The organism is Sphaerisporangium sp. B11E5 (genome assembly GCF_039871875.1).
Classification (GTDB): Bacteria; Actinomycetota; Actinomycetes; order Streptosporangiales; family Streptosporangiaceae; genus Sphaerisporangium.
Genome location: NZ_JBDPMD010000014.1, coordinates 93,502 through 106,893 on the forward strand (window position 1 = coordinate 93,502; position 13,392 = coordinate 106,893).

Consider the following 13,392-nt stretch of genomic DNA (forward strand, 5'->3'; position numbering starts at 1 on the left):
CGGCGCCGGCAGTCAGGCTCGCCCGCCGAGCGTCCGCGCTTTGACCCCGGCGACGAAAGCACTCCACTGCCGTCCGCCGACCACCAGCACCACCCCGGACGAATCCTTGCTGTCCCGCACGGCCCGCCGCGCTCCCGGGAGTCTCGCCACCTCGACGCAGTTACCGCCGTTGCTGCCGGAATAGGAGGATCGTGTCCAGTGGGTGGTGCCGCACACCATCATCAGCTCGTCCATCGGGACATCGTCTCCTTGATCAACTCCAGGGATTCACGCTGTGGCAGTGCTTCGGACCGAATGCCTTCGTACCTGAATGCTAGGGTTCTGACGGTTTCTGTCCAGTCTGTTACCTGGGCATTCGAGGCAGCCTCGATGTATGCCGTATCGGGTGAGCCATCCGCCTCGGCGATGGCGAATCCTCCCAGAAGGCCAGTGGTCGAGCAGGCCGTGAGGGGGAGGATCTGAATGGTGATCCGTGGTGTCTGCCCGGCCTGGATCAGGTGTTCCAACTGTTCGGCCATGACCGCCGAACTGCCTATCGGGCGATGCAGTACCGCTTCGTCGAGCACGGCCCACAACATCGGCGGCTTGCTGCGCCTCAGGACCGACTGGCGTTCCATCCGTGCCGTGACCTGCTCCTCTACCTCCTCCATCGTCACGCCCGGCTCGCCGCTCAGCATGGCCCGGGCGTAGTTCTCTGTCTGCAGCAGGCCGGGGACGAGCGAAGGCTCCCACGTCCGGATCACTTCTGCGGTGGTCTCCACGTCGAGCCACGGCCGGAACCATGGAGGCGCGGACGCACGGGTGACCATCGGCCAGAGCCGCGTCAAGGCGCCGTCGGTTTGCAACGCCTCGTCGCAGTGGCGCGCGAATTCTTCGGACGGGCACCGTTTCGCTGTCTCGATCATGCTGATGGTTCCCACCGAGTACGGCACCGTCCGCGCCAGGCGCTGTTGAGACCAGCCCTTCTCCTTGCGGAATCGGCGCAGTTCGTAGCCGAACAGAGCCACAGGCGAATCTGACGGGGACAGCTCGCTTTCCTTCGGCATGGGGAGCCCTTGTCTTCTCAGCCTTTCACCGAAACCGTTGATTGCCCGTTGAAGTCAATCAGTTACGGACTGTATCCAATATCGGGGATGGTTGGAGGGGCAACCGTGAAGAGACCTTCGAAACTGGTGAAACATGCAGACGGCGAGCGCGGTACCGAGAGTCCTGGGCGAGACGGAACTCGCCGGAGTCCATGAGTCCGTCGCGCGGGCGCGGGCCGAGGTGCGGGGATGGCTGGGGGACGGGCATCCGGCGGTGGACGACGTCGTGCTGGCCGTGTCGGAGCTGGTGACGAACGCGGTCACGCACTCCGGTGCCGGGCCGGAGGATTTCATCGGTCTCATCGTCAGCGAGGCCGAAGGGGTCGTCTATGTGGAGGTGACCGACCCGGGGTCGCGCCTCCACGAGCCCCGGGTGCTGAAGCACGGCGGCGACGAGCACGGGCGGGGGCTCGTCATCGTGCAGGCGATCTCTCTGGGGTGGGGAGTCTGCGGCGACGGCGGACGGCGCACCGTGTGGTGCGCCGTCCGGGCCGGTGGCGGGGGGTCAGAGGCCGACGTAGGTCGCCAGGTGTTCGCCGGTGAGGGTGGAGCGGGTTCTGACGAGGTCGGTGGGGGTGCCTTCGAAGACGATCCGGCCGCCGTCGTGGCCGGCGCCGGGGCCCAGGTCGATGATCCAGTCGGCGTGGGCCATGACGGCCTGGTGGTGTTCGATGACGATCACTGACTTGCCGGAGTCGACCAGGCGGTCCAGCAGGCCGAGGAGTTGTTCGACGTCGGCGAGGTGCAGGCCGGCGGTGGGCTCGTCCAGGACGTAGATGCCGCCCTTCTCGGCCATGTGGGTGGCCAGCTTGAGGCGCTGGCGTTCGCCGCCGGACAGGGTGGTGAGGGGCTGGCCGATGGTGAGGTAGCCGAGGCCGACGTCGGACAGGCGGGTCAGGATGGTGTGGGCGGCGGGGGTGCGTGCCTCGCCGGTGGCGAAGAACTGCTCGGCTTCGGTCACGGACATCGCCAGGACCTCGCTGATGTCACGGCCACCGAGGTGGTAGTCCAGCACCGATGCCTGGAACCGCTTGCCTTCGCACTCCTCGCAGGTGGTGGCGACGCCGGCCATCATCGCCAGGTCGGTGTAGAGGACGCCGGAGCCGTTGCAGGTGGGGCACGCGCCCTCGGAGTTGGCGCTGAACAGGGCCGGCTTCACGCCGTTGGCCTTCGCGAACGCCTTGCGGATCGGGTCGAGCAGGCCGGTGTAGGTCGCCGGGTTGCTCCGCCGCGAGCCGCGGATCGCGCCCTGGTCGACCGACACCACACCCGCGCCGGCGGGGATCGAGCCGTGCATGAGCGAGCTCTTGCCGGAGCCGGCGACGCCGGTGACGACGACGAGCACCCCGAGCGGGATGTCGACGTCCACGTCACGCAGGTTGTGCGTCGACGCGCCGCGGATCTCCAGCCTGCCGGCGGGCGTCCGCACGGTCTCCTTGAGGGAGGCGCGGTCGTCGAGGTGGCGGCCGGTGACGGTGTCACTGGCCCGCAGCTCCTCGACGGTGCCCTCGAAGCAGACGGTGCCGCCCGCCGCGCCGGCGCCGGGGCCGAGGTCGACGACGTGGTCGGCGATCGCGATCGTCTCCGGCTTGTGCTCCACGACGAGCACCGTGTTGCCCTTGTCCCGCAGCCGCAGCAGCAGGTTGTTCATCCGCTGGATGTCGTGGGGGTGCAGGCCCGTGGTGGGTTCGTCGAAGACGTAGGTGGTGTCGGTGAGCGAGGAGCCGAGGTGGCGGATCATCTTGACGCGCTGCGCCTCGCCGCCCGACAGCGTGCCCGACGGCCGCTCCAGCGACAGGTAGCCCAGCCCGATCTCCACGAACGAGTCGAGGGTGCGCCGCAGCGTGGCGAGCAGCGGCGCCACCGACGGCTCGTCGAGCTCGCGGACCCATCCGGCCAGGTCGCTGATCTGCATGGCGCAGGCGTCGGCGATGCTGATGCCCTTGATCTTCGACGACCGCGCCGCCTCGCTGAGCCGGGTGCCGCCGCACTCGGGGCACGTGGTGAACGTCATCGCCCGCTCCACGAAGGCGCGGATGTGCGGCTGCAGCGCGTCGACGTCCTTGGACAGGAACGACTTCTGGATCCGCGGGATCAGGCCCTCGTACGTCAGGTTGATGCCGTCTACCTTGATCTTGGTGGGTTCCTTGTGGAGGAGGTCGTCCAGTTCCTTCTTGGTGAACTTACGGATCGGCTTGTCCGGGTCGAAGAAGCCGCAGCCGCTGAAGATGCGGCCGTACCAGCCGTCGGCGCTGTAGCCGGGGATGGTGAGCGCACCCTCGTTGAGCGACTTGCTGTCGTCGTAGAGCTGGGTCAGGTCGATGTCGGTGACCGACCCCCGGCCTTCGCAGCGCGTGCACATCCCCCCGGTGCGGGTGAAGGTGGCCTTCACGGTCTTGCTGTTGCCGCGTTCGACCGTGATCGCGCCGCTGGCCCGGACCGAGGGGACGTTGAAGGAGAACGCGTTGGGCGAGCCGATGTGCGGCTGCCCGAGCCGGCTGAACAGGATGCGCAGCATCGCGTTGGCGTCGGTGGCGGTGCCGACCGTGGAACGCGGGTCGGCACCCATCCGCTGCTGGTCGACGATGATCGCGGTCGTCAGCCCTTCGAGCACGTCGACCTCGGGCCGCGTCAGCGACGGCATGAACCCCTGCACGAAGGCGCTGTAGGTCTCGTTGATCAGCCGCTGCGACTCCGCGGCGATCGTGCCGAACACCAGAGAGCTCTTGCCGGAGCCGGAGATGCCGGTGAACACCGTCAGCCGGCGCTTCGGGATCTCGACGCTGACGTCCTTGAGGTTGTTCACGCGCGCCCCGTGCACGCGGATCAGGTCGTGGCTGTCGGCGACGTGCGGCGCGGGCGACCCCGTGTCCGTCCTCATGGCCGTGCTCATCGTGTCTCCATCTGTTACGCGGTGGTCTCTGTCGGTCGGCGTCGCCTGGCTAGGCCTAACCAGTTCCGACCAGTATGTCGGTCTGGCGGCGGACGCTCATCAGTCCTGAAGCAGCCCGAGGACGTTGCCGTCGAGGTCGATGACGGTGGCCACCAGGCGGCCGCCGCCGACGTCGTGCGCGGGCTCCTTCACGGTGGCGCCCGCGGCGGTCACCTCGGCCAGCTTCGCCTCGATGTCCGGGACGTGCCAGTAGGCCACCGGCGAGGTCATGCCCTGCGGCCCACCGCCCGGCACCAGCCCGATGTGCTGGCCCGCGGCCTCGAAGCTGACGTAGTAGGACTCGTCGACCTGCGGTGGCACACCGAGCAGGGCGGCGTACACGGCCTTGGCCTTCTCCAGGTCGGAAACGGGGTGCAGCACGGTCTTGATTCCCTGGGGGGAAGCGCCGGTCATGGTCACTCCTGAAGTCGTGGCCGGGCCCGGACGCGCGGACGGGAGGTCCGCAAGTCGAGGGGCCCGGCGTGAATCGTTCTTTCTTCGCAGGTCAGGCTATGTGTGACCCGGTGACCTGCGCTTCTCGATTCCTGACCGGTCTCGCCTGGCGCGGGGCTTACCAGCCGGCGGCGCGGCCGAGCGGCGTGTCGTCGCCCGGCGACAGAGGTCTCTTCAGGATGATCGGCATCTGGGCCATGAAGCGGGGTTCGGTGCCGAGGTGTTCCTGGGCCGCGTGCACGGTGAAGGGGTGCACCACGTAGGCGTCGCCCGGGAGGCCGGTCGCCAGGACGACGGGGCGGTTCTTGCCTGTCTCGTCGAACAAGGGGCCCGCCTGCATGGGGTCGAAGACGGTCTCGTCCAGCAGGGGGGCGAGGTCGCGGTGGGAGCCGGCGCGGATGCGGGTGGGGGCGTCCGCCTCGCTCACCTCGGAGAACAGCACGAGGAGCAGCAACGTGTGCGGGCGGCCGCTGACCCCCCAGGTGTGGTCGGGGCGCTGGGTGTTGTGGTCGACATGCCAGCCGCGGTCGTCCGCCGGGGGGCTCACGGGGAACCGGACGGGGATGTTGCCGAGGCTCGTGCGGGGGTGCCAGCCGCCTTCGCCGGCGACGGCGTTCAGGGCGGCGTGCAGGCGAGGGCTGCGCATGAACTCGCCGAACGGGCCCTGACCGGTGAGGTCGGCGGTCCAGACCACGGGCTGGGTCCAGGTGGACGGATCGTCGGGGGAGAGGCCGATGCGGCGCCACAGCAGGGCCCTGGCCTGGTCGGCGACGTCCCGGGGGACGATCGCCTCGACCTTGGCGAAGCCGTCGGTGAGGAAACGGTCGACGTCGATGGCATGCACGGATAAGGACGCTATCAGCGGCGTCCAGCGATTTATCCGGCTCAGCCGGGGACCAGGCCGAGCAGGTGGGCCTGCACGAGGGCGGTGTGGTCGAAGGCGTCGGCGGGGGTGTCGAGCACGTTGTTGTACATGCCGAACAGCTCGAAGCTGATGAAGCCGTAGATCTGGGTCCACGCCATCAGGGCGGCCAGCAGCAGGTCCTCGGAGAACGGGGCGCCGAGGGCCTCGCCCAGGCGGGCGGCGTCGAGGGCGAAACTCGGCGGCGCGGGCGGGAGACCGGTCAGGCGTGGCGTGAGGACGCCGGCCTCCTGGGCGTCGCGGATGATGGCGGTCATGACGATGCCGTCGCGGGCGGCGGCAACGACGGTGTCCTGGGGTGCGACGTACCCGGGGACGGGGGAGCCGTGGATGAGGGCGTACTCGTGGGGGTGGGCGAGGGCCCAGGTGCGGACGGCGCGGCAGACGGCCATCCAGCGGTCCAGGTGGCGGTCCCGCGGGCAGGCGGCGTCGGCGGCCTCCACCGCTTCGCCGACGGCGTTGAAGGCCTCGATGATGAGCGCGGTCAGCAGGTCGTCGCGGCTCGGGAAGTAGCGGTAGATGGCCGAGGAGACCATGCCCAGCTCGCGGGCCACGGCGCGAAGGGACAGGCCGGCGGTGCCCTCGGCGGCGAGCCGGCGGCGCGCGACGTCCTTGATCTCGCCGATGAGCTCGGCGCGGACGCGTTCCCTGGCGGTACGGCTTGCGTTCACGGTACCGACCATAGCAGAGCGGGCGGCTTAATCGAGAGCACTGCTCTTGACGAGTGCCGCTCTCTTGAGAGAGCATTGCTCTCATTGCAGAGCAGTACTGGACGAAACCAGAGGAACCTCCGATGACGGTCGTGGCCAAGGGAGCCAACATGGCTCTGATGTTCTTCCTGGAGCTCGGCGTCTACCTGGCCGCCGGGTACTGGGCGTTCACCGCCGCGCCCTCCGGGTGGGCGCTGCCCGCCGCCGTCGCTCTACCGCTGCTGTTCGCGGTGGTCTGGGGGGTCTTCGGGGCGCCCAAGGCGCGCGTGCCCCTGCGCGGGGTCGCGCGGGCCGCGCTGGAGATCGTGTGGTTCGGCGGGGGAGTGGCGGCGGCTTTCGCCGCCGGGCTGCCGGCCGCGGCGGCGGTCTTCGCGGCGCTGTTCCTCCTGAACGCGGTGCTGCGCGTCGTGTGGCGCCAGGTCTGACATCTCTCGAAAAGGAGCCCCTCATGGGCAAGCACGTTGTGGTCGGAGCGGGACAGGTCGGCGGCCGGCTCGCCCGGCTGCTGGCGGGCCAGGGACACGAGGTGACGGTCGTCACCCGCTCGGGCTCCGGCCCGGTGGCGGCGGGCATCACCCGGACGCCGGCCGACATCTCGGACGGCGAGGCGCTGACCGGCATCGCCAAGGGCGCCGACGTCCTCTACAACTGCGTCAACCCCCGGTACCACCGCTGGCAGCAGGACTGGCCCCCCATGGCCTCCGCCCTGCTCGGCGCCGCCGAGGCGTCCGGCGCGGTGCTCGTCACCCTGGGCAACCTCTACGTGTACGGCGAGGTGAACCGCCCCATGACCGAGGACCTGCCGCTGGCCGCCACCGGCACCAAGGGCCGCGTCCGCGCGACGATGTGGCACGACATGCTCGCCGCCCACCGCGAGGGCCGCGTCCGCGCCACCGAACTACGCGGCTCCGACTTCTACGGCCCCGGCATGAGCGACCAGACCTTCTTCGCCGACCGCTTCATCGCCCCCATCCTGGCCGGCAAGCCGGTCCGGCACATCGGCGCCGTGGACGCACCCCACAGCGTCACCTACCTCCCCGACGTCGCCCGCGCCCTCGCCGTGGCGGGCTCCGACCCCCGCGCCTGGGGCCGCCCCTGGCACATCCCCACCGCGACCCCCGCCCTCACGATGGAACAGATGGCCGTCCGCTTCGCCCAGATCGCCGGTGCCCCCACACCCAAGGTCACCCGCGTCCCCGACATCGCCCTGCGCGCCATAGGCCTGTTCACCCCCATGATCCGCGAACTCATGGAGACCCAGCACCAGCGCACCCGTCCCTTCATCCTCGACTCCACCGCCTTCGAGACCACCTTCGGCGTCGCCCCCACCTCCACGGACACCGCTCTCCGCGAGACCCTCGCCTGGTGGCACGCCGGCCGTCCGGCCTAGACGCAGTAGGCCACCATGGTGATCGGCCCCTGGGCCGCCCACGGAGGAATGATCCAGTCGTGGAACGCCTTTCCCTCCACGAAAGCGCAAGGGCTGTGATTCAGTCCGTCGGCGTATCTCAGGGATCGATTGCCGCCGTACAGCGAGCAGTTGTATCCGACCCCATGCCAAAAACCCTCGTCGTCCTGATATACCCGGACTGTCCTGATGCACGGATCGTGCGAGCCGGTTTCGGCGCCCGCGTGCGCCGCCGCGGCCTGGCTCCCGGCCGGTGCGATCGCCAGCGCCGCCACCAGGCCGGTCACCACCACGAAACCGGTACGGATTATCTTGCGCACGGTGCCCCCTTCGTGCCGTCGCCGGGTCGGCGACATTCGTCACGCCGGACCCATGAATTCCCCGGCGGAACTCAAAGATATTCGCCGCCGTGCGCACGATCAACGCCAATAAAACAGCGGATACGCCATATATGGCCTCAAGCTCCACCGGATATTTCCCGCGCATTCCTCATGCCGGGGCCCGGGGCGTACCGTTCACGGCACCCGGTGGAGCCTGACGACCTTCCAGTCCGGGGTGTCAGCCCCGATGCTCCAGCAGGTCCCGGAACAACGACTCCCACTGCGGCATGACGACCTCGGGGGTGTAGTCGCGGGCCCGTTCCCTGGCGGCGGTGCCGAGGCGGACCCGGAGGTCGCGGTCGGCGATCAGGCGGTTGAGTGCCGCGGCCAGGGCGTCGATGTCGTCGGGGGGGACCAGGAGGCCGTTCTTCTCGTGGGTGAGGACGTCGGCGGGGCCGGTGGGGCAGTCGAAGGCGGCCACGGGGAGGGCGTGGTTCATGGCCTCGATCATGACCATGGGGAGGCCTTCGAACCGGGAGCTGAGGACGTAGATGGAGGCGGCGGTGAGTTCGTCGGGGAGGTTCTGGGTGCGGCCCATCAGGTGGACGGTGTCCTCGACGCCGTGTTCCTTGATGAGGGTGGTCAGGCGTTCCTCCTTGGGGCCGGAGCCGAAGATGCGGAGCTCCCAGTTGGGGTTGGCGTCGGCGACCTGGCGGAAGGCGGGGATCAGCATGTCGAACCCCTTCTGCGCCACCAGGCGGCCGGCGGCGATCACCACGGGGTTCTCCTGGCGGGTGGGTTCGCGGCCGGCGGCGGACACGGCGTTCGGGATGTGCACGATGCGGGCGCCGGGCAGGGCCTTCTCGTACTCGGCCTGGTCGCTCGCGGTCAGCGTCACGATCGTGTCGAGCTTGCCGTAGTGGCGGACGATGGCCGAGCCCACCCGTTTGGGGTAGGTCTTGAGGTTCATGTGCTCCTGGCCCACCCGGATGACGCCTGCGGTGGCGCGGCGGGCGGAGATCAGGTTCAGCGCCGGACGGGTGGTGACGAGGATGCCGTCCTCCAGCGAGGACACGTACCGGATGACGGCGGCCTCGACCCCCTCGGTGAAGTACCGGGCGGCGTACTCGCGGGGCGGCACGAGCTTGCCGCGCACCCGGCGCCAGGCCCGGCGTCCTAACGAGTCGGACGGCACCCCCTGCCGCTGGTCGTTCAGGGCCCATACCTGGACGCGGGGGTCGATCTGGAACTGGGGCTTGGTGCGGCGCCGCACCACGCTGACGATCTCGACGTCGTGGCCGAGCGCGGCCATCGCGTTGGCCTGGCTCACCACGGTGCGGATGGTGCCGCCCATGCCGTAGGCGTGCAGGAGCATGTAACGGATCTTCACGTCGGGTCGGTCACCCCCGGCAGGTACCCCCACGTGCGCGCCATCGGGACCAGCGACTCGGGGATCTCGTCCGCGGACGGCAGCTCCCGCCCCGCCTGCACGGTGCCCGAGCGGATCTTGTCCTTCCAGTCCCCGAGCCCCTTGACCACCACGGCCTGCTCCCCGTACGTCAGCATGCCCGGCTCCCACGGCAGCGACAGGAAGTCGCAGATGCTCCTGGTCACGGTCTCCGGGTCGGCCGTCAGGTCCTCGTACCGCACGGTGAGCCCCGGCAGCGCGGCGCGGGCCCGCTCGACCGCCTTCATGTACCGCAGGGCGTCCAGCGCGGCCTCCTCCGGCGTCCGCTTGGTGGGGCTCGCCTCGTGCCACGACTTGGCGATGGACGCCGGGTGCCGCAGCAGGAAGACGAACCGCGCGTCCGGCCAGCACGTGCTGATCCGCTGGTACGCGAACGCGTTCGCCGGCGTCTTGTCCACGATGTACTGCTTGCCGCTCCTGACGAGCTCGCGGTGCAGCACCCGGTCCCACAGCAGATGTTCCAGGTCGGCCTGGTTGTGCCCCAGCGCGTCCATGGCCTTCTCCGCCAGGGACGTGCCGAACCCGACGGTCAGCCGGCGTACGTGCAGCTCATGCGGCGCGTGCAGCGCCGGGTGAGCGTTGAGGACGGCCCTGAGCAGGGTCGATCCGGATCGCACCGGAGAAAGGATGAAGATAGGACTCACCAGCAGCCGGTCGGCCTTCGGATCGGCCGGCGGCCGGATCAGGGAATCGGCGGAAGGGGCCGGGACCGGCCCAGGAGCGGTGGAGTCTACTTTTCCTACTCGTTGGATCTGGAATCCGGTCGCCCCGGTCAGCGCATCGTTGATCTTGCGCTTCCAGTTCATGCTGGTTCAACATACCCGGCTTACCTGGGAAATGACTGAGTATTACCTTCCAGCATCGACCAGATGAATTGACCGCGAACGCGGCACACGGCGTCCGCCGTCCGGAAATGGGTTCGCGGTGGCCGGCCGCCCGCTGCTTTGATTCCTGACATGCCCGACTCGATGATCCGCAGGGCGGCGGTGGCCGACGCGGAGGCCCTGACCCGCCTGCGTGCCCTGATGCTGGACGCGATGGGCGTGCCGGTCGGCGACGAGGACGCGCAGTGGCGCAAGGCCGCCGAGGCATGGTTCGCCGAACGGCTGGCGGACAGGACGGGTTTCGCCGCCTTCGTGGTGGACGATCCCGAGCTCGGGGTCGTGTGCGCCGCGGCGGGCATCTGCGACCGCCGCGCCCCCGGCCCGTCCAACCCCGGCGGCCTGCACGGCCACGTCTTCAACATCAGCACCGACCCACGCCGGCGGCGGCGCGGCCACGCACGGGCCTGCCTGGAAGCGCTGCTCACCTGGTTCCGCGACGAGACCGGCGTCCAGGTGATCGACCTCAACGCCACCGCCGACGCGATCGACCTGTACCACGCGGCCGGCTTCACCGCGCCACGTTTCCCCGCACTCCAGTTTCGGCTGCCCGAGCCCCCGAACGGCCTCTCAGGGCCGAGGCCGTCCTCGTGGCCATCATGACGCCGCATGCCACGGCCGCCGCCGATGCGAACAGGAATCGTGCCGACGAGCCGGGCAGGCCGTTCACTTACTAAGTCCAACTAAGCACCAGGCCGGCCGAGATACTCCGCGCCGAGGGCGCGGAGCCGGGCGTGTGCCCCCTCGTACACCTCCGGCACGCCGAGGTAGCGTTTCGGCATCTTGGCGACCATCGTGTAGTTGGTGTCGCACACGTTGCCCACCGGGGCCTCGCCGCCCTGGCTGACGAGCTGGTAGGCGTCCAGTTCGTCCAGGCCGGTCAGGGACGACGCCCAGGTGACCATGTCGTGCTGGCTGATGCGGTAGGCGTCCTCAAGGGGGCGGGCCGAGCCGGTGGACATCAGGTGGCCGTCGTCCTCCAGGCGGGGCCAGGGGGTGACGGCGCCCTTGACGAGCTCGACGGCGACCACGGTGTTCATCGCGGCTTCCACGGCGGTGCCGCAGACCTCGCCGTGGCCCTGGCGGCAGTGGCCGTCGCCGACGGCGAAGAGCCCGCCGGGGACGTTGACCCCGAGGTACACGGTGACGCCGGCGCGCAGCTCGGGGGTGTCCATGTTGCCGCCGTGCGCGTCCGGGGTGATCGTCATGCGGGCCTCGGACGCGCCGGGCGCCACGCCGACGGTGCCGTGCATCGGGTCGAGCGGCATCTCCATGGTGAAGTCGCCGCGCCGGGCCCGGTAGCGCACCACGCCCCGCTCGGTGTCCACCTCGTACATCCACACGACCTCCTCCAGCGGCGGCTGGAGCGTGGCCGTGGTGTGCGTGGAGGTCAGCGCGCCGAAGTGCGGGAATGTCGTGGACACCGCCCAGTCGCGCGCCGGCGTGATGCTCACGAAGTGCAGCGCGAGGGTGTCGCCCGGCTCGGCGCCCTCCACGTGGAACGGGCCGGTGACGGGGTTGAGGTAGGGGAACTCGCACACCTGGGACGGCAGGTCGTCCACCCCCGTCACCCGCCCGCCGAAGCAGTCCTCGGTGTAGATCTCCAGCACCGTGCCGGGGGTCACCCGGCCGACGGCGGGCCGTCCGCCGAAGGTGTAGGACAGCTCCCCGGGGGAGGGGCGGTAGGAGACGACGTTCACTCCGAGACCTCCGTGTTGATGCCGGACAGGGTGGGGCGGCGGCCGAGCAGGTACGACCCGACGAGCACGACGACGCCGACGGCCAGCCAGACGAAGCCGAGCACCTGGGCGGCGATGCTGGCGTTGATCACGACGTACAGCAGGATGAGGAACCCGGCGGCGGGGGCGATCAGGTGCTTCCACCAGTCGCGGCTGCCGCGCCGGATGACGTAGTGCCAGACCACCGAGACGTGCAGCGCGAGGAACGCGGTCATCGCGCCGAAGTTCACCAGGCTGCTGAGCAGCGTGATGCCGTCGTCGCGGGTGCTCATGTACAGCCCGAGGCCGAGGGACACCAGGGCGACCAGCAGGGTGGCGTTGACCGGCACCCTGTGCGTGGGATGCACCTTGCCGAGGAAGGCGGGGAGCTGCCGGTCGCGGGCCATGGCGAACAGCAGGCGCGAGGTGGCGGCCTGGGCGACCAGCGAGTTGGCGAAGCCCCACGCCACGGCGGTGGTCACCGCGGTGAGCACGCTCAGCCAGTGCCCGCCGGCGTACTCCGCGGTGTCGTAGAACGCGGTGCCCGCCGGGTCGCCGCCGGCGAGCAGCCCCGCCCGGTCCGGCACCAGCAGCGCCGCCACCCAGGTCTGCACGATGAACAGCACGCCGGCCAGCGCGAGCGCCATCACCATGGAGCGGCCGAGGCGCCTGCTGTCCTCGCGGCTCTCCTCGGCGAGCATCGAGATGCCGTCGAAGCCGAGGAACGACAACACCGCCACCGACACCGCGCCGAACACCAGCGACCAGGAGAAGGTGGAGGAGTCGAACAGCGGGCTGAAGAAGCTCCCGTGGCCCTTGCCCTGCGCGAGCGCGACCACGCCGACGACCAGGAAGATCGCGAGCACGATCAGCTCGCCGACCAGCATGATCTTGTTGGTGCGCGCGGTCATCTTGATGCCGAAGTAGTTGACCCCGGTGTTCAGCACGATGAACCCGATCAGCCACGCCCAGATCGGCACGGCGGGCACGAACGACGCCATGGCCGCGCTCGCCACCAGGTACAGCAGGGCGGGCACCAGCACGTAGTCGAGCAGGATCACCCACCCGGCGAGAAACCCGACGGACGGGGCAATGCCGCGCCCGGCGTAGGTGTAGACCGAGCCGGCCATCGGGAACGCCTGTGCCATCTGGGCGTAGGACAGCGCGGTGAACGCCATGGCGACCATGCCGATGACGTACGCCAGCGCCACCATGCCGCCGGAGGCCTGGAAGACGCCGCCGAAGATGCCGAACGGCGCGATCGGCACCATGAAGATGAGGCCGTAGATCAGCAGGTCGCCGAACCCGAGGGATCGCTGGAGTTCCTGTTTGTAGCCGAAACGCTCCACGCCGGACGCGGAGGGGGACGAGGTCCCGGGGGTGGAGGTCATGGACGGCTCCTTCTGACAAAACTGGGCAGAGCCGTACATTAGGACCTATCCTTGAAACGGAAAAGGTTTCTATCGAAAGATTTACACGCGAGTGACAAAGCCCC

Annotated in this window: 14 protein-coding genes; 3 read left to right on the top strand and 11 right to left on the bottom strand. The window is 69.5% G+C overall.

What is annotated here, in order from left to right; all coding sequences use genetic code 11:
* Positions 1 to 12: 12 nt before the first annotated feature.
* The 6 genes from ABGB17_RS16160 to ABGB17_RS16185 form a co-directional block, all read right to left on the bottom strand.
* A complete protein-coding gene (locus tag ABGB17_RS16160) occupies positions 13 to 234 on the bottom strand; it encodes a DUF397 domain-containing protein (protein WP_347630136.1) in 222 nt (73 codons plus the stop codon).
* Positions 222 to 1,046 carry a helix-turn-helix transcriptional regulator gene (locus ABGB17_RS16165; RefSeq protein ID WP_347630138.1) on the bottom strand — a complete coding sequence of 275 codons (825 nt, stop codon included), beginning with the start codon at positions 1,044 to 1,046 and terminating at the stop codon, positions 222 to 224. The genes ABGB17_RS16160 and ABGB17_RS16165 overlap by 13 nt, the downstream gene beginning before the upstream one ends.
* A 544-nt stretch (positions 1,047 to 1,590) precedes the next feature.
* Entirely contained in the window at positions 1,591 to 3,978 is a 2,388-nt protein-coding gene (locus tag ABGB17_RS16170; RefSeq protein WP_347630140.1) for an excinuclease ABC subunit UvrA, read from the bottom strand.
* 99 nt (positions 3,979 to 4,077) lie between these two features.
* Positions 4,078 to 4,431 carry a VOC family protein gene (locus tag ABGB17_RS16175; protein ID WP_347630142.1) on the bottom strand — a complete coding sequence of 118 codons (354 nt, stop codon included), beginning with the start codon at positions 4,429 to 4,431 and terminating at the stop codon, positions 4,078 to 4,080.
* A gap of 157 nt (positions 4,432 to 4,588) precedes the next feature.
* On the bottom strand, positions 4,589 to 5,314 hold the full coding sequence (locus tag ABGB17_RS16180; protein WP_347630144.1) for a phytanoyl-CoA dioxygenase family protein: 726 nt from the start codon (positions 5,312 to 5,314) through the stop codon (positions 4,589 to 4,591).
* Positions 5,315 to 5,355: 41 nt separating this feature from the next.
* Complete coding sequence (locus tag ABGB17_RS16185) at positions 5,356 to 6,063, bottom strand: TetR/AcrR family transcriptional regulator (protein ID WP_347630146.1); 708 nt, start codon at positions 6,061 to 6,063, stop codon at positions 5,356 to 5,358.
* Positions 6,064 to 6,185: 122 nt separating this feature from the next.
* Between ABGB17_RS16185 and ABGB17_RS16190 the strand changes: the two genes are divergently transcribed.
* Together ABGB17_RS16190 and ABGB17_RS16195 are read left to right on the top strand one after the other, a co-directional pair.
* Complete coding sequence (locus ABGB17_RS16190; protein ID WP_347630148.1) at positions 6,186 to 6,527, top strand: YrdB family protein; 342 nt, start codon at positions 6,186 to 6,188, stop codon at positions 6,525 to 6,527.
* Positions 6,528 to 6,550: 23 nt separating this feature from the next.
* Positions 6,551 to 7,492 carry an NAD-dependent epimerase/dehydratase family protein gene (locus ABGB17_RS16195; protein WP_347630150.1) on the top strand — a complete coding sequence of 314 codons (942 nt, stop codon included), beginning with the start codon at positions 6,551 to 6,553 and terminating at the stop codon, positions 7,490 to 7,492.
* Here the strand turns inward: ABGB17_RS16195 and ABGB17_RS16200 are convergent.
* The 3 genes from ABGB17_RS16200 to ABGB17_RS16210 form a co-directional block, all read right to left on the bottom strand.
* Positions 7,489 to 7,830, bottom strand: a complete 342-nt coding sequence (locus ABGB17_RS16200) for a hypothetical protein (RefSeq protein ID WP_347630152.1) — start codon at positions 7,828 to 7,830, stop codon at positions 7,489 to 7,491. The genes ABGB17_RS16195 and ABGB17_RS16200 overlap by 4 nt on opposite strands.
* A gap of 238 nt (positions 7,831 to 8,068) precedes the next feature.
* Positions 8,069 to 9,220 (bottom strand): glycosyltransferase family 4 protein, encoded by a 1,152-nt coding sequence (locus ABGB17_RS16205; protein ID WP_347630154.1) that lies wholly within the window; start codon positions 9,218 to 9,220, stop codon positions 8,069 to 8,071.
* Positions 9,217 to 10,104: a sulfotransferase gene (locus ABGB17_RS16210; RefSeq protein ID WP_347630156.1), complete on the bottom strand. Its 888-nt coding sequence runs from the start codon at positions 10,102 to 10,104 to the stop codon at positions 9,217 to 9,219. Before ABGB17_RS16210 ends, ABGB17_RS16205 begins: the two co-directional genes overlap by 4 nt.
* A gap of 150 nt (positions 10,105 to 10,254) precedes the next feature.
* On the opposite strand from ABGB17_RS16210, the gene ABGB17_RS16215 reads away from it, so the two are divergent.
* Positions 10,255 to 10,782 (top strand): GNAT family N-acetyltransferase, encoded by a 528-nt coding sequence (locus ABGB17_RS16215; RefSeq protein WP_347630158.1) that lies wholly within the window; start codon positions 10,255 to 10,257, stop codon positions 10,780 to 10,782.
* A gap of 80 nt (positions 10,783 to 10,862) precedes the next feature.
* Here the strand turns inward: ABGB17_RS16215 and ABGB17_RS16220 are convergent, their stop codons facing one another.
* Positions 10,863 to 11,879, bottom strand: a complete 1,017-nt coding sequence (locus tag ABGB17_RS16220; RefSeq protein ID WP_347630160.1) for an acetamidase/formamidase family protein — start codon at positions 11,877 to 11,879, stop codon at positions 10,863 to 10,865.
* Positions 11,876 to 13,288 carry an APC family permease gene (locus ABGB17_RS16225; protein ID WP_347630162.1) on the bottom strand — a complete coding sequence of 471 codons (1,413 nt, stop codon included), beginning with the start codon at positions 13,286 to 13,288 and terminating at the stop codon, positions 11,876 to 11,878. The genes ABGB17_RS16220 and ABGB17_RS16225 overlap by 4 nt, the downstream gene beginning before the upstream one ends.
* Positions 13,289 to 13,392: the final 104 nt, after the last annotated feature.

Coding starts and splice junctions, on each gene's coding strand:
- ABGB17_RS16160 (WP_347630136.1), bottom strand. CDS start 234: ATGGACGAGCTGATGATGGTGTGCGGCACCACCCACTGGACACGATCC.
- ABGB17_RS16165 (WP_347630138.1), bottom strand. CDS start 1,046: ATGCCGAAGGAAAGCGAGCTGTCCCCGTCAGATTCGCCTGTGGCTCTG.
- ABGB17_RS16170 (WP_347630140.1), bottom strand. CDS start 3,978: ATGAGCACGGCCATGAGGACGGACACGGGGTCGCCCGCGCCGCACGTC.
- ABGB17_RS16175 (WP_347630142.1), bottom strand. CDS start 4,431: ATGACCGGCGCTTCCCCCCAGGGAATCAAGACCGTGCTGCACCCCGTT.
- ABGB17_RS16190 (WP_347630148.1), top strand. CDS start 6,186: ATGACGGTCGTGGCCAAGGGAGCCAACATGGCTCTGATGTTCTTCCTG.
- ABGB17_RS16195 (WP_347630150.1), top strand. CDS start 6,551: ATGGGCAAGCACGTTGTGGTCGGAGCGGGACAGGTCGGCGGCCGGCTC.
- ABGB17_RS16210 (WP_347630156.1), bottom strand. CDS start 10,104: ATGAACTGGAAGCGCAAGATCAACGATGCGCTGACCGGGGCGACCGGA.
- ABGB17_RS16215 (WP_347630158.1), top strand. CDS start 10,255: ATGCCCGACTCGATGATCCGCAGGGCGGCGGTGGCCGACGCGGAGGCC.
- ABGB17_RS16225 (WP_347630162.1), bottom strand. CDS start 13,288: ATGACCTCCACCCCCGGGACCTCGTCCCCCTCCGCGTCCGGCGTGGAG.